This window comes from uncultured Pelagimonas sp., from assembly GCF_947498515.1.
In the GTDB taxonomy this organism is placed as follows: domain Bacteria; phylum Pseudomonadota; class Alphaproteobacteria; order Rhodobacterales; family Rhodobacteraceae; genus Pelagimonas.
The window spans coordinates 1-19,092 of the sequence record NZ_CANMKO010000014.1 but is presented as its reverse complement, the minus strand read 5'-3'; the positions used below and the strand labels follow the sequence as shown (position 1 = coordinate 19,092).

The following is a 19,092-nucleotide window of genomic DNA, read 5'->3' as shown; positions in this document are numbered from 1 at the left end:
TGAATGCTAGTGCATGATTGGCCTGGTTTCCATCGGGACGATGGCTTCGGGGGCCGGTGGGCGGTAGCCCAGAGCACTGTGAGGTCGTTTGGTGTTGTAGTATTTCCTCCAGCTTTCGATGATGATTTGGGCTTCTCGTAACGAGTAGAAGATTTCACCGTTGAGCAATTCGTCCCGCATTCGCCCGTTGAAGCTTTCGCGGTATCCGTTCTCCCAGGGCGATCCGGGTTCAATATATGCGGTCTTCGCCCCGACGGCTTTGATCCAGCCCCTGACGGCCCCAGCGATGAACACTGGGCCCCCTCTCGGCAGATTGCTTCGCATTCGCCTGCCGGGCAGTGATTGTCCGACCTGATATATGCAGGCACGCCGCGCTGTGTTCGTCCAGATTGTTCAGCATCCTGAAAGCCCTGCCGTCGTCTGTCCGGTGATGCACGAAGTCATACGACCAGACGTGATTTCGATACTCGGGGCGCAGGCGGACACAGGATTCGTCGTTGAGCCAGAGCCTCCCTTTCTTTGGTTGTTTCATTGGCACTTTAAGCCCCTCTCGCCTCCATAGGCGTTCGACACGCTTATCGTTCACTTGCCAACCTGCATCTCTCAGCAAGGCCGCAATCCGACGGTAGCCATATCGGCCGTACTGGCGTGTCAGCTCGATCATGTCTGCGACCAGACGATCTTCATCAGTACGGCCTTTCGGCAACCGCCGCTGCGTGGAACTGTGCTGGCTCAGGACACGACAAACACGGCGTTCGGAAACGTTCATCTGGATGCGGACCAGGCCGATGCAGACGCGGCGACGCGAGGGGCTCAGAAGTTTCCCCGCGCGGCTTCCGATAAGATCCGCTTGTCCAATGTTAAGTCTGATACAGCCCGTCGGAGACCCTCGTTCTCTGTTCTGTAGCCGCTTTAGTTCCTTGAGTTGTTATGTGCCCATCCCGCCGTACTTCTTCTCCCAGCGGTAATAGGTTTGTTCGGTCACTCCGATCTGTCTGAACGCATCAATCCGGGGCAGGCCTTGCCCCATCAGAACTTCAACCTGACTTAACTTCACGACAATCTCATCGGGCTTGGGTCTCTTAATGGCCATCTCTGGTCCTCCGCTTTCCTAACTATAGGCGCGGACCACTTCAAAGGGGGAGGCTCACCTTTCAGCCTAATTCGGCAAAAGCACGACCAATAATGTGCGCAGCTGATTGAAGCCGAGTGTGGTGATCTCTTGCCACAGCGTCCACCGAACGCTCACTGGCGTTCCAAACTAGGTTAACGGCGCCGACAGGGTTTTTGTTGGCGAATATTGGAACAGCGATGGCCCCTGGCAAGGCGCCGTAATCAACGGCCCGGCCCCAATGCCCCTTGGGTCGGATTGCATATCCGCGTTCTGCAACACCCTTCAGAATAGGAGCAAGCCCGGGCATTGCCTGAATATCTTCGCGGGGCAACTTGTCGGCAAGATTTTGCAACGCCTGCGCCCGATCTGCCCCCGAAAGCGCAAACAAGAAGGCTGTGCCCAGCGCCGACAGGACAGGTGATGGGCGGAAACCAACGCTGTCTGGATGAACACCATGCATTTTGAAAACGCGAGTTGTGTCGACGATCTCAACCCGGCCGTCACCGATCGCCGCGGCCAAATCAACACCCAGTCCCGTTTTGCGACTTAGCTGCACAATCACATCCTTACCCACAGCAACAAGCCGGTCGGTGAGGTTAGGTGAACCGTCGCCCAGCGGAAAAGCCGAGCCTAGCTGGTAGTAACCGTCGTTGCTTCGGCGCAATAACCAACGACGCGCTTCGAGCGTGGCACAAATACGCAACAAGGTCGGTTTGGGCAGGTCCGTATGGCGTGCAAGACCGGCCAGCGATATCGTGCCAGAGGTATGCACGACCTCAAGAACAGCCAGCCCACGGTCGATTGATCGATTGAGTTTTGTCATGCCTGCGTTCCACCTAGTGAAACGGCTATTCGACAAAGATGTAGCTGTCCAATACTTTTTCCATGCGTCGCACACCTTGTCGGGAGAGCGGGGAGTGGCGAACAGACGCGCAAGGGAGGACACCGTGCCAAAACTCAATACGTCTGCGCTCGCGGACTATGTCGTCTTGCTATTGTCACTGATCGTGATCGGCGTCGTTCTTTACGTCTCGGTCTTTGGTGTCTTTTCAGATTCCTTTTTGCGGGTCGGAATGCTGTTGGTTGGCGGTCTGCTTGTCATCCTCACGAGTTTCGAAAAGTCGGGCAGTCTCCTCAATCGTTTTTTCCTGATACTCACTGCCGCCGCTCTATCACTTGGCGTCTACCAATATTTTAGAGCCGCTGAAGAGATCGAAACCGGGCTGTATTTCCTGACCTCCAAGGACATTTGGATGGGGATATTGGGTTTGCTTGCCGTTGTGGAACTGACACGCAGATCTGTCGGATTGGTGATGGCGTTGGTCGCCGGAGTGGTGCTTTGCTACGGCGCTTTTGGCCATTTGGCACCTGGATTTCTTAGGCATGCGGGCATTTCTACCGACGAGCTCATAACCGTATTATGGTTCTCTTTCGACGGCGTCTTTGGACGGCCGATGGCCACCGTCGTGTCGACCATTTTGATCTTCATTCTGTTTGGTGCGCTGCTTGAGTTGCTGGCCATCGATCGGGTTCTGGTACGCCTCGCGCTCGCCGCAACCGGGCGGCTGCGCTCTGGTCCCGCCGCTGCAGCAACCGTCGCCAGCGGGCTTTTTGGGACAATCTCAGGCTCTGCGGTGGCAAATGTCGTGGGGACAGGCGTCATCACCATTCCCCTCATCAAAAAGCGTGGATTTTCGCCACGGTTCGCAGCGGCTGTGGAATCTGCCGCCTCAAGCGGGGGGCAGATCACCCCACCCATTATGGGGGCCGTTGCCTTTATTATGGCCGATGTCACAAGCGTTCCTTACTTGACCATCTGTGCCGCTGCTGCTGTGCCTGCGCTGCTCTATTACGGTGGCCTTTTTGTCGCGATCTCCAGCGCAGCGCGCAACATGGATCTGGCAGAAGAACCGACCCGTGAAAAGGTTCAGTTTAACTGGCGCGAACTTGTTCAGATGGCGATCTTTGCCATCGCTTTGTCCGGAATCGTGATGACGATGGTTGGCGGTGCCTCGCCCGCCTATGCGGGGTTCGTCGGGCTTGCATTGGCGGCCGTGATGGGGTTCGCAATCCGGCCTGACCTGCTTTTCGACGGCCACGCCTGGCTTCGCTTCATCCGGTCCGCGGGGCTGATTTCGGCACAATTAGTGGTTATCGTGGGGGCCGTGGGGATCGTCATTGGCGTGCTCAACCTCACCGGAGTTGGCCTGCGTTTTGCCTCACTATTATCTAGCCTCGCCGAAGATCAGTTGATCTTGTCCCTGATCCTGATGGCCATCGCTTGCCTGTTGCTTGGAATGGGCATGCCAACGGTACCGGCTTATCTCATCATCGTTCTGGTCATGGGCCCTTCACTGCAAAAGCTGGGTGTGCCGATCGTTCATACACATATGTTTGTGCTCTATTTCGGCGTCCTATCGGCCATCACACCTCCCGTTGCGCTCGCCGCATTTGCGGCGGCACCAATCGCGGGGTCCGCCCCCATGAGCACAGCATTGGAAGCGTCGCGACTGGCGCTGCCAGGTTTTGTGATCCCCTTTGCGTTTATCTACAAACCGGCTTTGCTGCTGGGCACCGGGTTTCCTGTGCTGGAATCGGTTCAGGCGATCTTGTTCGTTTTACTCGCCACCATCCTGATTTCTCGCGCCTGTTATCCCCGCCGCGGCAAGGGGTACATGACACCCATTGGGCTTTCCCTCGCAGTTGGCCTCATCTTTTTCGGACCCATCGTTTCGTGGTTCGCCGCGATACTCGCCATCGGCCTGATGTATTTCGACCGGTTGGATCTGATGACTAAAAACCAAGTTTCATGACGGTAAGGAGGACCAATCCATGAAAGCCACCAAACTAAACCGCCGAGCAATGCTGGCCAGCGCAGCGGCGGCAACATCTCTTGCGCTTTTACCTCGCGTAGCAATGGCGAAAGAGCTGTTGCGGATGTCAACGCTCGGACCGGGCACCAGCCCGAACCTTGTGATGACAACCTTTGCAAACATCGTGAACCGCGAATTGCCGGATTACGAAATCCAGATCAACGCCACCGGCGCAGCCACGCGACACGTGTTAGAAGTGGCCATGGGGAAAACCCAGTTTTGCATGACCTCTCCGGCATTGCATGCCCTCATGTCCAATCAGAAAGCCATGTTCGCAAAGCTTGACCAAGCCCCTGCCCTATCTAAGAAATTGCGCGCCGTGCTGAACTTTCCCATGGGTGTCTACCATATAGCGGTCTATGAATCCTCGGGGATCAAATCGTTGGACGATGTTCGCGGCAAACGTGTCTTCCTCGGCCCCCCGGGCGGTGCGGCCTTTGCCACGATGAAGCGCCTATTCCAAGCCGTCGCAGGTTTGGAAGAAGGCAAGGACTACGAAGCCGTGAAGCTCGGCTGGGATGCGGCGGCGGCGTCATTCCAGGATGGCAACCTCGATGTCTATTGCAACCCGACAAACGCCCCAAGCCCGGTGCTGACACAAATTGCCGTGACCAATCCGATCCGGTTCTTGGGTATCCCCGATGACAAATTGGAAACCGATGGCGTCAAGGCGTTGGCAAACCGTCCCGGCTTTGGCTTGGGCACGCTTCCGGCCGGTGTTTATGGTGACAACCAGCAAAACGAGGGTGACGTGACGACGCTGCGCGTTACCGTCGGTATTGTCACTAACGAAGACGCTGACGAGGCGATGATCTACGACATGACCAAGTCTTTCTTCGCAGGAGTTGCCGACATGGGCGACAGCGCACCTTGGTTAATGGCCGTCAATCCGGAAGCTGCGGTGGCCGATATCAACATGCCCTTGCACCCAGGGGCGCTACGCGCGCTTGAGGAACTGGGTGTGGCGGTTCCCGACGTCGCCCGCATGTAACATCCAAAAGAACAGTCGGGACGGAAACGTCCCGACCTTAAAATCAGGTGATCCGGCATCATGTCCAAGAACGTTCTTTTTATCATGTGTGATCAGCTGCGGTGGGATTACCTCTCCTGCACTGGGCATCCCCATCTGCACACGCCTCATATTGACCGGCTCGCCAAGCGCGGCGTGTTGTTTGAGCGCGCTTATGTGCAATCGCCGATCTGCGGGCCGTCTCGGATGTCGTTTTACACCGGGCGCTATGTCAGCTCTCATGGGTCGACTTGGAACAACATCCCGCTGAAAGTGGGCGAGATGACACTGGGCGATCACCTGCGTCCCTTGGGGGTCCGGACCGCGCTTTGCGGGAAAACGCATATGACCGCCGATGTCGAAGGGATGCGTCGCCTTGGCCTGTCGCCCGACAGCGAGATTGGCGTGTTGGTGTCGGAATGTGGATTTGAACCCTATGAGAGGGAAGACGGGCTGCATCCAGATGGCCCTCGATATCCGCGCAACACCGCCTATGACACCCACATGAAAGAGCGTGGTTGGCCAGATGAGAACCCTTGGCAGAGCGTTGCTAACAGCGCCGAGGACGATGACGGAAATATCCTCAGCGGCTGGTTCTTAGATAACGCGGATAAGCCCGCACGCGCCGCCGACGAGGAAAGTGAAACGCCCTATATCACCGGGCGGGCGATGGATTTCATCCGAGACGCGGGTGACACCCCGTGGTGCCTGCATCTTAGCTATATCAAACCACATTGGCCCTATATTGTCCCGCCCCCGTACCACCAGATGTATGGACCCGAGACCCATCTGGACCCGGTGCGCCGCAGGTCTGAAAAGGCCGATCCGCATCCCGTCTATGGCGCATTCATGCAAGAACGCGTTTCGCAGGCCTTTTGCGATGACGCAGCGCGGACAAAGGTTCTGACCGCCTATATGGGTCTGATCAAACAACTGGACGATCAAATCGGCCGATTGATGGCGTTTGTCGAAGAACAGGGGATTGCGGACGATACGATGATCGTCTTCACCTCCGATCATGGCGACTATCTTGGCGATCACTGGATGGGCGAGAAAGAACTGTTTCATGACGCCTCGGCCCGCATCCCGCTGATCGTTGTCGATCCCAGCCCCGAGGCCGATGCAACCCGTGGTTTGAAATCTTCGACCCTGATCGAGGCGATCGATGTTGTGCCCACGATCCTCGACTACTTTGGCGGCGTATCGGTGCCCCATATCATCGAGGGTCGGTCGTTACGCCCGATACTACACGGACAGGTCGACAACGTGCGGGATTTTGCGGTGTCCGAGTACGACTATTCGATGCGCGAGGTGCGCAAGCGCCTTGGCGTGGACGTGCAAGATGCCAAGCTAACAATGCTCTTCGACGGACGATGGAAGTACATTTTTGCCGAAGGGTTTCGGCCTATGCTTTTTGACCTCTCCACTGACCCTGACGAATTCACCGATCTGGGTGCCGACCTAGCTTTTGCAGAGGAGCTGGATCGGTTGGAGCGACTATTCTTTAACTGGGCGCGACGGACATCACAGCGCACTACCATGTCAGACGCACAAATTGCCGGGCGCAATGCAGATTTGGCCGAAGCCAAGGCCGGGATTTTGATTGGCTATCGCAACGAAGACGAGCTGCGCGAGGTCATGGATCAGGCGGAAAACGGCGCAAGCCCTCCTCCCGAAGCGTCCTGAAGCAATCAATCGCGCAAACTTGATGTGGAATAGGAAATCTCCGTTTCAGCCGTCGCACCGCGATCTGAATCTAGCAACGCTCAGTGGATGACGAATTGCGGATGGCCCTAGGTCTTGAACGTTTTTCTACAAAGCGACCATATATGGCATCGCAACGAAGGTCCGGGTTTTCCGCCCCTCCTTGCCAAAATGAGGCCAAAGCCGCGCTTGGCGTGAATGACTTGGAAGTGCTTATTTTGTGGGATAAATTCGGTTTTGGGCCATTTGAACGCGCATCGTCGGAACACTGCCCCGTAGGTGTGTCATTGTAAGTATACTGTTTGCCAGTCTCGCGTCCGCAAAACACTTGTTCTAACGAGTGGCAGCGGTTTTTTCGGCAGGCGGGTTTTCCAACAGAATAAGCCCAGAAAGGACATGGGTTGATGATAGGTGTCATCGCTAGCCGCGCTCTGCGCAAAGGTCAGCTTTAAAGAATGTCCTGGTGACAGAGTTTCCTATGATGATTGCGCTTCTGACGACGGGTTTTCTCCCCTGAGTTTGATCACCGCCTCCAACCCAAGCGGGTCTCGGTTTCTCAGGAGCAACTCGCCGCCATGTGCCCGGACGATGCGTCGGGCGATTGACAGGCCCAGCCCTGCACCACCGGTAACAGTGTTCCGGCTGTTCTCAACACGCGTGAACGGCTCAAAGATGGTTGCCATGCGGTCTTCGGGAATACCCGGGCCGAGGTCAGACACCGTGATTAGCACGTCTTGTTTGTCTTGTGACAAGCTGACCGCTACATCCTCACCGCCGCCATGCCGCACGGCATTGTCGATCAGATTGCCAACGGCGCGGCTCAGGCTGATCGGCGCGGCAGTCACGATAGGGTTGGCGGTGGCCCGAAACAACACACCCCGGTTGCGGCAGAGCTTGCCCAGCAGCTCTGCAAGATCGAGATCCGGCACACGGTCTTCTTCTTGCCCGTCCTTTGCATAGGTGATCAACCCGTCAGCCATGGCCGTCATCTGGTCCAACGTGGTGATCATCGGTTCGCGCAACGCGTCTTCGTCAATCATCTCGGCGCGTATGCGCAGGCTGGTCATGGGGGTGCGCAGATCATGACCTACGGCGGCAATGGTGCGGGTGCGTTCGACATCGAAACGGGAGATTTCGGATTGCATAGCATTGAACGCCGCCGCTGCTTCGCGCAGCTCGACAGGCCCGGTCTCGGAGATTGGGGTGGAAAGATCGCCGCGCGCGGCGCGGGTTGCGGCTTGGGCCAGTTCGGTCAGGGGCCGGGTTAACCGCCGAACGAACAGCCACACCACTCCTGCCACCAGCAAGGCCATGATCGTCAATGCCACAAGCAAAAATGACTGATCCGCGCTGGTGTGCAAAGTAATCGGCTCACGAACAGTAATGTTCATCCAGCGACTTGGATCGGCCAGCGGCACCGACACCATAATGACCTCACGGTTGCGCCCCGCATTTCGTGGATCGTCGGTGGCAGCCGTCTGAACCCGAGACAGGACCGCAACCCGTGCGTCACTCTCAGTCTCTGCAGCAATGAGATCGAAAAGAGCCTGCGACCGGATATCCGGCGCTGTTTCCCGCACGATCGGGATGGTCGAAACCGTGATCCGGGTCGTATGGGTCGAGGCGGCTTTGGCGAAATCCGCCTGTCCTTGCGGGGAGATGGCGTTCATCGCTGTCAGGAGCTCATTGGTGCGCTCGGCGGCGATGGTGACGCGGGCCATGTCTCCGGCCCGGGTTTGCAGGTTGACCATCACCACACCGGTCAAGACAAAAGCCAGAACAAGTGCGCCCATCATCAGAGCCAAGAGCTGACTGGCCAAGCGAGAGGGTAGGAATCGGCGCAGGATCATATGTCGCTCACCTTGACCACAAGCCTGTAGCCGCCTCCGCGTTCGGTGATCAGCAATTGGGGCGTCGCTGGGTCGGGCTCGATTTTCTTGCGCAAGCGGCTGATCTGGTTGTCGATCGCCCGGTCGAAAGGTTTCTCTTCGCGTTCCAAAACCCGTTCGGTCAGCTGCGCGCGGCTAAGAATGATGCCGGGGTGGTCCAGAAATACAGACAGTAATCGATTTTCATTGGTCGTCAGGGTGATTGGGGCGTTGACGTCTTGCTGGATGGTGTGGGTCGCGGGATCATGTCGCCACGGGCCAAAGCGGCGCGGAGTGTCGTTGGCTGGTGTTGGCTGGTCGGGAGCACGGCGCGGATTCGCGCCAATAACTCGCGCGGGTTGAAAGGTTTGACGACATAATCATCCGCGCCCAGTTCCAACCCGACAATACGGTCGGTTTCGCTCGCCATCGCGGTTAGCAGGATCACCGGAATTTCGGTTTGGGCAACCATCCATCGACACAAGGACAACCCATCTTCGCCCGGCATCATGATGTCGAGAATGGCAAGGTCGATCCGGGTCTCGGCCAAGGCTTGTCTCGCCTCGGTCGCATCCGCGGCCAGACGGGTACGAAACCCCTGCTTGCGCAGATACAGCCCAAGTGGCTCCCGGATGTCACGGGAATCGTCGACAATTAGGATCTGTTGCGTCCGGTCCATTTCCGTCCCCTTTCAGGCGCAGACTATTGGGTGCAAGCCGCCGGGAAAAGCCCAAGTCAGGCCGCTTGTCGCGGGACTTTGTCGCGAAATGTATCAGGCGCGGGTTTTGCGACAGACGGCGACAAACCCGCCATGGCCAGAGCGACGGGAGCGGCGCATGGATACGTTCAAGAGGTGTCATCAAGGAGCTGGCTGCAATGATTTCCCGAAACAGACTTCTGCCACTGGCCGCTGTGATCATTCTTGGTGGGCTGAACCTCGCCGCGATGGCGACCTCCGCCACCTTGAACATGCCGTGCCCGACACTGGAGACCCTAAAATGAAATCCGCATGCTCGTCCTTGACACTGGCAGCCATGACTGGGCTAGCCGCTCCAGCGCTAGCCGAGGCACCCAATCTTCGGACACCGCCTCCGGTGATCTTTCTAGCTGAGAACCTTGATGAAAAGGATCAGCTGGGTTGGTGCATCGATACCTTGGGGCGCGGTTTCGCAAGCGATCTTCAGGTGCATTCCTGCAAGCCGCAAGGCGGTGACGTTCAATTCTCTTTTGAACCCGAAACCGGGTTTATCCGCTCTGTCGCCTTTCCGGACTACTGCGCCAGCCTCCGAACAACTGGGGAACCCACGGATTTTGCCCTCGTGACCTGCGATGAGGCCGCCTCTGAGCAGCGCTTTGACTATGACCCGGAAAGTGGTGCCATCCATCCCAAGGATAGACCGGAACACTGCCTATCCGCCGGGCAAGCCAGTCGTTCGGCAGGGCCATTCATGTCTCGCGTGCTTGAGCTGACCGATTGTGAAACCACCGAACCGGCACTGCGCCACTGGATCGTCCGTAACTAATACCGACAAGGAGCCCACCATGACCCTTCGCAAAATTCTTTTGACAACGTGCCTTGCCACTCTGCCAATGCTGGCTCAGGCGGATCAACCAAACATCCTGCTGATCATTGCCGATGACATGGGGTTGGATGCCTCAGCCTGTTATGCGGTCGGTAACCAACAGGCAAAGATGCCCAATATTCAAGCCATGTGCGACGGCGGTCTGGTCTTTGACAACGCCTATAGCGCACCGGTTTGCACGCCCACCCGAGCAACGATCATGACAGGTCAATACAGTTTCCGCACCGGCACGGGCGGAGCCATACCGAGCGATGGCAATAACGGGTTGTCCCCGGATGTAACCAGCCTGTTTGATGTTCTGAAAGGCACGGAATACAGCGCCAACCTGATTGGCAAATGGCATTTGGCAGGGGCCGACGCAGGCATGAACCACCCTGCCGAACTTGGGGTTTCGGACTATTGGGGGCTCTATAAGGGCGGGGCAAACCCCAGCTACTGGGAATGGCGCGGCGTGGACAATGGCACTCCGATTGACGTGACCGAATATGCCACCACCGCCTTTACAGACCGAGCGATTGACTGGATCGGGGCGCAGGACGCGGACAGGCCGTGGTTCCTCTGGCTGGCTTACAACGCGCCTCACACACCGTTTCACCTGCCACCTGCGCATTTGCATTCGGCGGGCGATCTGCCCACGGATGAAGACAGCATCAAGGCCGATCAGCTAACCTATTACAATGCCATGCTTGAGGCACTGGACAGCGAAATCGGCCGCCTATTCTCCACGCTGGACGACGATACGATCGTCATGTTTATCGGCGACAATGGCTCGCCAAATCAGGTGACGCGCGGGTTTTATGGCGATCACGGCGCCAAGGGCTCGATCTATGAAGGCGGCACCCATGTGCCTTTCGTCGTAACCGGGCCGGGGATCGACGCTGGGCGGACGGATGCCTTTGTCCAGACGACCGACTTGTTCACCACCATTGCTGGGATAACCGGGGCCGATGCGCTTGCCACACATGGCGTGGACTTTGCGCCGGTTTTGGCGGGCGGGACCACCCAGCGCGACCATATCTATGTCGAGCATTTCTCAGAGTACGAACCCAAGACCAGCGATGTCTTTGGTTGGGCGCTTCGGATGGGCGATCACAAGTTAGTCGCAGTCGAAGGGGCCGAGCCAGTGCTCTATGACCTTGCCGCCGACCCGATGGAGGCCGTCGACCTTCTGGCGGACGGCATCACAGATGACGAGGCCGCCATACGTGACAGCCTGCAATCCCGCGCCGATGCAATCCGCGCCAACTGATCAAATCCAACCGAAAGGAGTTTCACATGACCTCCAAACATATCCTCATCGCGCTCGCGACCTCCACTGCTTTGCTAGCCACACAGGCCGTTGCGCAGGATTACACCCCGGCCGAGGGGTATTATGACCTGAGCGATCAACCCGACACCGGAATGTTCGTACAAGGGGGACCGAAGCCCGGCCAAGGCAAGCTTTCGGGGCCGCCGCCGCTGGGGGAAGTTCAAATGGAAGACGTTCAGGTCGGCCCGGCCACTTTCACCGTCAACTACCCAATCTTCGACAATTTCGACGCGCTTCCCGAAGACGTCGATTTGATCCGTGAACCAGTCCAGAGCTTCGAGCGACCCGAGGGCGATACGCATTACTACGAGGTTGTGTTGGTCAACAGCATGAACATCAGCTGGGTGCAGGCTGCGATCCTCGCACAGGGTGAAGGAGGATACCTTGCTTCTCTAACAAGTGCGGAAGAAAATGCCTTTGTCTTTAGTCTTGTGGACGATGACAAATACTTCTGGGAGTTCCCTGACGACTACACTCCCGATAGCCACTATCGCATCAAGATCGGCCCCTTTCTTGGCGGGGTTCGGGTGTCGGACACCGAGGACTCACTGGCTGGGTGGCAATGGCTGTCAGGCGAACCGTGGGACTACAGCAACTGGGCGCAAAACTTGAATGATGGCGTTACCGATCGGGATCCGCGCAACAACACTCAGCCAAACGGTGCAGGGCGGCAAAACGTCATGGGCTTCGGCGAGCTGAACGTGCCAGTCCCCACATGGGGCGACTATTGGGACACCGTCGCCCAGTATGGTGAACGTGGCATGCCCAGTGGGTACAACAAGGGCTTTGTCATCGAATATGACACGATGCCCAATTGATACCAATGGGGTGGTGGGTTGTTTTCTACGGCCTGCCACTTGTCTTTTGCAAAGCGAGGATGTCGAGATATAGTCAATTCGAATTTTTCCGCATTCCTTCTCGTCTTGTTTTTGACCACCACAACACAAGCCGTCTGACGTCAGCGCCTATGGGTCCAAAAAACGGTATTTGCTAAGAGAGTGTTTATTGCCAATTAAATCAATGGGCTAGGTGCAGCCTCAGGAATATTTAACGGGCACACAACACGAGTTGTCAGTTACTTCATAGGTTTTCCGGGAGTCACACCATAAGCCTTCCGGATTTCTGAAGAACGCTGGTTTACTAGAAACATGAATAGCAGCGCAGGAAGGATCCTACGCTGCTATTTCTATTTAAATTCAATGATCAAGGCAGTAGTTCTTGGGTTTCCAACCTTAGAAACACGCGTCCTTAGTGATTTCCGTTTGGCGAGAATGGGTGAACGGAAGCCGTACGAAGTTGCTGGGACACCTTTTGCAAAGTTTGATCGGTTTCTTTGGCCAAGGTTCTTGGGGTCACAAACTTGGCATGGAACGCAGCTTCGTGTTCAAAGTAGGACTGCTTGACCTAGGTGATCAGGTTCCGCAGAATTGTTGATTGAACAAATCTGTCCTCGATCATACGCTTCAGGTGGGCTGGCTGATTGATCCCGAAAGTGTTGGCAAATTCTTCTATGCTTTTTGCTTTGGGTGGGTCTGGCCGCAGAGCGGCTATGACGTCGTCATGACAGACATGGATCGCAGAAAATCCTTCCCAGCCTATTCTATTGGCGACGCGGGTGATCTTGTGGTCAACGATAGCTTCGATGATTTTGCCGGGGCCGATTTTCAATCTTTGTGCCGCTTTGGAAATATGCTCCCAACCATGTTGTGCCTGCCGCAGCTGTGTTGCACCGGTCAGAACCTGATTGAGGAACTCCTGGCCATAGGTTGGATTCCAGACGGAGCTGCCTTTGGCCACCAATTGGTTCAAGAGCGGGATTGATCTCGCTGCCATTTCTCGACACATTACAGAATAGACAGGTAATGAGTGGGATATCAGATGAAATTTTTCACAGTTGCCATGTTCGGCTTTCTATTTCTTACTCCAAGTTTATCTTGGTCGGGAACGCCAATAGACGAAACCATTGTTTGTCCCGTGGGTGGTGAGCAGCTCACAATAACTGGAACGTTAAGTTGTTCTACTCAAGGTAGGGCAATGTCCTTCAGACCTTTTACTTCTTGCGATTTTGTCACAAGATTACCTATCTGCCCGACCAATGGCTTGCCAGTATATCGGGAATTTTCCGATGAACAGGTTTCAGACCTGGAGGTTTTCTTAGAAACGCCCGATTTTGCTCATCTAAAGCAACTTCCCCCATGGCAAAGAGCATACGGTGTTGCAGAGCATCTTGGTCAGTCAGGCACAACAACAGCATTTGGACTGTTGCTTAATTCGATGTGGTATGAAACTGAGGATTTTTTAGGTAATGACGATATTCTCGAACGGTTCTTGGCCGAAGCTGACGGTGAATTGGAACGCGCTTCCGACACTGACAAGCCATTTCTTGAAGCTATTGTTGGATATGTGCTTATGGCGTCAGACAGAGCCGAAGAAGCTGAGATACGATTGAATAGAGCTTCCGAAGCGGCAGATGCCCCCGATTTTTTAATCCAATACATTTCTGCGATAAGGGCCTGCCGACCGAACATGGAAGAAGAGGGATGCCGGCCGCATGATCGGTTTGATCACTAATCCTCTCCGGTGGCAACTCGGGCTCTAAGCCGCCTTGCGGCAGCGCAGAGCATCTGCAGCGAAATTACGTGTGATCGCCGCTGCGCAGTGACTAGTACCAGCCCGAGGCGGACATGACATCGGGAAGTCGGTGCTGCACGAACCTAGAAACGATTTTTGTGTGCTGACTAACCCCAAATGTTTCCGCTGACCGATTGACCTTCAGCGTTTGCGCGCATCGCCGCTGTCTTGTCGATTGTCGGAACAGGGTTGTGGGGAAAGTGAACCGGAGGCGCGTGTTGTTTTGAGCGTTTTACGCAAACAACTACAAACCCAATGAAGGCTACTAAAGCGCCCAAGATCACCAGATTTACAGTTTCATTAATCGACCATTCCAACATAATGTGTTACCTAAGAAAACTACACATGAATTCCCGTGTGTTCACATCGTAGCACAAAAGAGAAATTTTTATAACCACATTTGCACAAGCGCAACCTTATAGAAGGCGAATGCCTGTCCAAAGCGGACATCGGAGTCTTTGGGTACTGGCCTGTGGCGTCGAAAACAACCGCTGCTTCCCATTTTAAAGGAATGAACAGTGTTTGTAGAGTATCACACGCAAAAGATGAGCCACTTGTTTGATTTGCTGTCTAGGTCTTCAAAATGAAAAGACGAATGATAGGTTCGAAACTCTTTAAATCGGTTTTTTGGTTCAGCCTCGGATTGCTGTTGGTGGTTGTGGCGTTAAATATAGGAATGATTGAGAGACAAACAGCATTAGTCATCGGTATCATCTCTTGCATCTTCTGGTTAGGCGAGGTGTTAAGTATACTTTTTGAACACCTAACCAGAAAAAAAGATTAAAAATACGTCCGCCACCGAACCACAATTGAATGGTGCGGGCCCAAACCGGTCAGTTTCTCGACCGATATCCATGGAACCGCCCCCAACCGGATTTGGGCAATACTAGGGCTGGCTTTCCGAGCGAACACCCGACGAGTCCGTCTTGATGCCATCCAAGAGACTCCGGCTATTTTTTGACAATTTCCATCACAGCAAAGGAGTTCGTTTGAAGGATGCCGGGCAGCTTGTTGATTTTGTCGCCCAGAACTTCGCGAAAATGCCGCATGTCTTTCGTACGCACCGTCAACAAATAGTCAAAAGCCCCGGCCAACATCAGACAGCTCTCAACCTCAGGGATCAAGTGGACCGCTTTGCCGAACGCATCAAGTGAGTTGTCCCCCCCAGTTGCAGCAAGCGAAACTTGCACCACGGTCAGGTGACCCAAGCCAAGTTTGTCCAAATCCAGCATCGCACGATACCCGGTGATGTAACCGGATCGCTCCAATCTTTTGACCCTCTCTGAGCAAGGGGTGTTGGTTAAATTCACCCTCTGCGCAAGCTCCACAATTGAAAGCCGTCCGTCTGATTCGAGCTCTTCAAGAATTCTGGCATCGATGCTGTCGATTTCCCTGCTCATTGGTGATTTTTCCTAATTTTACGCCATATTTTGGGTAATTTTTTAGTTAATACCCTGCATTCATCCCCAATAGCTAGTGATAATCACTTATTCTTTTAGGTGTTTCCACCGCTATTAACCACGTTTGATAGGGTGGGCAACCAAAGGAAGAACCAACACGGAGCCTGACCAATGACAGTTAAAATAACAGTTGGACTGGATGGCACGGATACTGGTGAACGCGCGTTAACCTTCGCTCGAGACCTCGCGTCTCGTATCGAAAACTGCGAGTTGATCGTGACCTATGTCATCGAATGGTCCCCATTCACTTTCCAGACGGCGGAAGAGAACGAAAAACGCCATAAAAGGCGCGATGAAGAGATCAATATCGCAACGACACGTGTCGTTACACCTGCTGTCGAAGCCTTGAAAGACGCGGGTATCAAAGCCCAAGGTGTGGTTCAGCACGGAGACGTCGCTGAAACCCTTAACCGGATTGCCACGGAACATGGCGCGTCCCAAATCATCGTCGGGCGTGTGTCCAATGATGGCTTCACCAAGCGCATTTTCGGTAGCTCAACGCAAAACTTGGTCATGCACGCAAGCGTACCTGTCACGGTTGTTGGATAGAGGTTAGTTATGAAAGCTTATAAAACACTTTTGGCTGCGTCCATCGCCAGCCTGGCGGCACCAGCTGCGTTCGCTCAAGGAATTGACGAGCAAGTCAACCAAGCCTTTGCAACCGCAACGGGCCCCTTTGTTTCCTTCATTTTTGCCCCCATTCCCGGAACTGGATTTCCGTGGATTGTGATGTGGCTGGTGATCGCGGCGACGGTTTTTACCATCTATTTTGGTGCCGTTCAGTTTCGCTTTTTCGGCCATGCCATCGGGTTGGTCAAAGGCGACTATTCCGATCCAAACGATGCGGGTGAAGTTAGCCACTTCCAAGCGCTTGCAACCGCGTTGTCGGGCACTGTAGGTCTTGGGAATATCGCCGGTGTCGCGGTTGCCGTGGGTATCGGTGGGCCGGGTGCAACCTTTTGGATGATCCTCGCGGGTCTGCTTGGGATGGCGTCAAAGTTCACCGAATGTACGCTCGGTGTAAAATATCGCAACGAGTACGAAGATGGCACCGTATCTGGCGGCCCGATGTATTACATCTCAAAAGGGTTCAACGAGTTGGGTTTGCCCGGCGGCAAAATCTTGGCTGTCTTGTTCTCGATCTTCTGCATTTTGGGCGCCTTGGGCGGCGGTAACATGTTCCAAGCCAACCAAGCGCATGCGCAAATCTCGGGTATTGTTGGTGACTATCCCGGTTGGATCACCGGCCTCATCTTTGCGGCTGTTGTCTTTGCGGTGATTGTTGGTGGGATCAAATCGATCGCAACAGTGACTGAGAAAGTCGTGCCGTTGATGGGTATTTTGTATGTCGGTGCGGCTTTGATCATTTTGATTGCCAACTACAACATGATTGGCTGGGCCTTTGGCCAGATCTTTGCCGGGGCATTTACCGGTCTGGGCGTTGCTGGCGGCATGGTCGGAGCCTTGATCCAAGGGTTCAAGCGGGCGGCGTTTTCGAACGAAGCTGGCGTTGGCTCTGCGGCTATTGCGCACTCTGCTGTAAAGACAAAAGAACCGATCACCGAAGGTTTTGTGTCGTTGCTTGAGCCGCTGATCGATACCGTTGTGATCTGTACCATGACGGCTCTGGTTATCGTGATTTCGCAACAGCTGATCATCGATGAAACCACGGGCGTCTATATGCTCAACGAGGCTGGCACGGCCATCGCGACAGTGGACGGTAACACAGGCGTTGCGCTGACGTCGGCGGCCTTTGGATCCACAATCAGCTGGTTCCCATTTGTGCTGGCAATCGCTGTAATCCTCTTTGCCTTTTCGACCATGATCTCTTGGAGCTATTATGGCCTCAAGGCTTGGACGTATCTCTTTGGTGAAGGGAAAACCGTTGAACTGGTGTTCAAAATCATCTTCTGCATCTTTATCGTGATTGGCGCCTCTGCGTCGCTTGGACCAGTTATCGACTTCTCTGATGCAGCGATTTTCGCCATGGCGGTTGTGAACATTCTTGCTCTGTACTTCCTGATGAAGCTCGTTCGCGTGGAGCTTAATAGCTACGCGGAACGACTTGAAAAAGGTGAAATCAAGAAGTTCGGTCACTAGTTAAAACTCACCCCGGCGCGCCTAAGGTGCGCCGGGGAACGGTTAAATGAGGGGTGCCTTACAATGGCGGTTGGGCAATGACACACTTGGGAATTGGCGTGAAAACGCTGGTTTTCGGCCCGCTCCCCTGACAAGGAGTTTTCATTTTGTACTGTGAGAAGTTCGCAGAAACAAAAAGTACCAGCACGACTTGGTTCATATTAAGACACTTAACCAACGGCCAAAAGCGGCAATCGCGTTCGACACGGCCGCGCGAGTTGCCAACTCAAAGCCCGGAGGTCTCAAACTTGCACCTCCCGCTATTGCGCACAGCTGCCCTTGGTGGCCTGTGCCGCATCGAAGGCCTGGCCACTTGCGGTTGATTGGCCGTTTTTGCCCGTCCAGTACGGAAACTAAGCAGACGCATCTAAAGTCTGGTTTCCGCCCTTTGTGACGAACGTAGCGATCGGCCCACTCCAGCCATTCACCGACCGGTCAGATTGCTGCAGACGCAGCCCGCTTTCCCGACATTCGCCGCGTGTGCGAAATCCGGTGGGGTACAATCTCAAGGATCGCGGGACAACGAGAACCCAACCGATGTTGGTCGGCAGAGTCGGCTTTCGTGACAAACGCCACTGATCATCGGGGTCGCTTTGAACTCCCATTGCTGCGCCACCCGCAGCTTGCCGGTACCGCCACTAATATGTTGGTGCAAAGCGGTCATTCAGTAGTTCTAGACTGCGAAACTCTTCGGGCGTGATACTCCGAAATTCGGTGCGCCAATTAGTTGAACCTCCAAGGACAGGATCTTTTCGTCCAGAATCCCATTCTCTTCAGTAGAATTATTTGAGATGCCCTCCAAGCCAAACCTGTCATCTATCGAGCGCGCAAGTCGCTTTTGCCGCTCGGTTGCAAAATCGACTATTTGAGGGTTATTTAGGGCTTCTCTGGCTCGTTCAACTCTTCCGCAACTGGCCAATGCGTGCGCGTGAAGCAGAATGACATTCCGTTTCATCGCCTGGGGAATGTTTTTGGCATTCGCCAACTCCGAAAGCTGGTTTTCAGCTTCTGGTGCTTTGTCCATCGTTAGCGAGAGGACAGCATAGGCTGAAGAGAAATACGATCGCTGATCCAAAAACGGGCAACTCGTCAAACCGAGTGACAGCATTTCGTCCGCTTTATCCAGGTCTCCTACCTGGAGGTACGCCATTCCAAGAATGTGTACTGCGACCCAATCACTCCGTCTCTTTGGCGAAGAAGCGACATCGGAAAGCATTTCAACAACCTGATCAAGTTCGCCAACGGATCCGAGCAAGTTCGCCCGCCCGTTTCGGGCAACGGCGTTTTCTGGGAACCGATCGATCGCCGCGTCATAGGCGGCCAAAGCCTCGCTGAACCGTCCAAGATCGCGCAGAACCTCCGCCTGCCCAGTTCGGGCAACGGCGTTTTCCGGGAACCGATC

General features: G+C 54.9%; 17 protein-coding genes and 1 pseudogene. 11 read left to right on the top strand and 7 right to left on the bottom strand.

Annotated features, from left to right (window positions below; translation table 11 throughout):
• Positions 1-6 precede the first annotated feature (6 nt).
• Together Q1A43_RS20530 and Q1A43_RS20525 are read right to left on the bottom strand one after the other, a co-directional pair.
• Positions 7-1,093 (bottom strand): annotated as a pseudogene (locus Q1A43_RS20530) (IS3 family transposase).
• 61 nt (positions 1,094-1,154) lie between these two features.
• Positions 1,155-1,937 carry a helix-turn-helix domain-containing protein gene (locus Q1A43_RS20525; RefSeq protein WP_299938406.1) on the bottom strand — a complete coding sequence of 261 codons (783 nt, stop codon included), beginning with the start codon at positions 1,935-1,937 and terminating at the stop codon, positions 1,155-1,157.
• Positions 1,938-2,061: 124 nt separating this feature from the next.
• Between Q1A43_RS20525 and Q1A43_RS20520 the strand changes: the two genes are divergently transcribed.
• The 3 genes from Q1A43_RS20520 to Q1A43_RS20510 are packed head-to-tail and all read left to right on the top strand — an operon-like array spanning position 2,062 to position 6,682.
• Positions 2,062-3,927, top strand: coding sequence for a TRAP transporter fused permease subunit (locus Q1A43_RS20520; protein ID WP_299938403.1), 1,866 nt, complete (start codon positions 2,062-2,064; stop codon positions 3,925-3,927).
• Positions 3,928-3,946: 19 nt separating this feature from the next.
• Positions 3,947-4,978 (top strand): TAXI family TRAP transporter solute-binding subunit, encoded by a 1,032-nt coding sequence (locus Q1A43_RS20515; RefSeq protein ID WP_299938401.1) that lies wholly within the window; start codon positions 3,947-3,949, stop codon positions 4,976-4,978.
• A gap of 60 nt (positions 4,979-5,038) precedes the next feature.
• Positions 5,039-6,682 (top strand): sulfatase-like hydrolase/transferase, encoded by a 1,644-nt coding sequence (locus Q1A43_RS20510; RefSeq protein ID WP_299938398.1) that lies wholly within the window; start codon positions 5,039-5,041, stop codon positions 6,680-6,682.
• Between the two features lie 494 nt (positions 6,683-7,176).
• Here the strand turns inward: Q1A43_RS20510 and Q1A43_RS20505 are convergent, their stop codons facing one another.
• From Q1A43_RS20505 to Q1A43_RS20500, 3 genes are read right to left on the bottom strand one after another with little or no spacing between them, the layout of a single operon-like run.
• Positions 7,177-8,550: an ATP-binding protein gene (locus tag Q1A43_RS20505; RefSeq protein ID WP_299938396.1), complete on the bottom strand. Its 1,374-nt coding sequence runs from the start codon at positions 8,548-8,550 to the stop codon at positions 7,177-7,179.
• Positions 8,547-8,750, bottom strand: coding sequence for a helix-turn-helix domain-containing protein (locus Q1A43_RS22505; protein ID WP_366944285.1), 204 nt, complete (start codon positions 8,748-8,750; stop codon positions 8,547-8,549). Before Q1A43_RS22505 ends, Q1A43_RS20505 begins: the two co-directional genes overlap by 4 nt.
• 32 nt (positions 8,751-8,782) lie before the next feature.
• Complete coding sequence (locus tag Q1A43_RS20500; protein ID WP_366944283.1) at positions 8,783-9,247, bottom strand: response regulator; 465 nt, start codon at positions 9,245-9,247, stop codon at positions 8,783-8,785.
• 197 nt (positions 9,248-9,444) lie between these two features.
• Here Q1A43_RS20500 and Q1A43_RS20495 point away from each other — a divergent pair, with 197 nt between their 5' ends.
• From Q1A43_RS20495 to Q1A43_RS20470, 6 genes are all read left to right on the top strand, one after another.
• Entirely contained in the window at positions 9,445-9,570 is a 126-nt protein-coding gene (locus Q1A43_RS20495; RefSeq protein WP_299938394.1) for a hypothetical protein, read from the top strand.
• Positions 9,567-10,091: a ricin-type beta-trefoil lectin domain protein gene (locus tag Q1A43_RS20490; protein ID WP_299938391.1), complete on the top strand. Its 525-nt coding sequence runs from the start codon at positions 9,567-9,569 to the stop codon at positions 10,089-10,091. The genes Q1A43_RS20495 and Q1A43_RS20490 overlap by 4 nt, the downstream gene beginning before the upstream one ends.
• A gap of 19 nt (positions 10,092-10,110) precedes the next feature.
• Entirely contained in the window at positions 10,111-11,400 is a 1,290-nt protein-coding gene (locus Q1A43_RS20485; protein WP_299938388.1) for a sulfatase-like hydrolase/transferase, read from the top strand.
• A gap of 26 nt (positions 11,401-11,426) precedes the next feature.
• A complete protein-coding gene (locus Q1A43_RS20480) occupies positions 11,427-12,278 on the top strand; it encodes a hypothetical protein (RefSeq protein WP_299938385.1) in 852 nt (283 codons plus the stop codon).
• A 616-nt stretch (positions 12,279-12,894) separates the two neighbouring features.
• A complete protein-coding gene (locus Q1A43_RS20475) occupies positions 12,895-13,281 on the top strand; it encodes a hypothetical protein (protein WP_299938382.1) in 387 nt (128 codons plus the stop codon).
• Positions 13,282-13,338: 57 nt separating this feature from the next.
• A complete protein-coding gene (locus Q1A43_RS20470) occupies positions 13,339-14,031 on the top strand; it encodes a hypothetical protein (RefSeq protein ID WP_299938380.1) in 693 nt (230 codons plus the stop codon).
• Between the two features lie 1,010 nt (positions 14,032-15,041).
• Here Q1A43_RS20470 and Q1A43_RS20465 read toward each other — a convergent pair.
• On the bottom strand, positions 15,042-15,491 hold the full coding sequence (locus tag Q1A43_RS20465) for an Lrp/AsnC ligand binding domain-containing protein (RefSeq protein WP_299938378.1): 450 nt from the start codon (positions 15,489-15,491) through the stop codon (positions 15,042-15,044).
• Positions 15,492-15,662: 171 nt separating this feature from the next.
• Here Q1A43_RS20465 and Q1A43_RS20460 point away from each other — a divergent pair, with 171 nt between their 5' ends.
• Both Q1A43_RS20460 and Q1A43_RS20455 read left to right on the top strand, forming a co-directional pair.
• On the top strand, positions 15,663-16,100 hold the full coding sequence (locus Q1A43_RS20460; protein ID WP_299928727.1) for a universal stress protein: 438 nt from the start codon (positions 15,663-15,665) through the stop codon (positions 16,098-16,100).
• A 9-nt stretch (positions 16,101-16,109) separates the two neighbouring features.
• Entirely contained in the window at positions 16,110-17,651 is a 1,542-nt protein-coding gene (locus Q1A43_RS20455; protein WP_299938376.1) for a sodium:alanine symporter family protein, read from the top strand.
• 712 nt (positions 17,652-18,363) lie between these two features.
• On the opposite strand, the gene Q1A43_RS20450 is transcribed toward Q1A43_RS20455, so the two are convergent.
• The coding region (locus Q1A43_RS20450; RefSeq protein WP_299938373.1) for a tetratricopeptide repeat protein at positions 18,364-19,092 on the bottom strand (729 nt) is incomplete at its 5' end.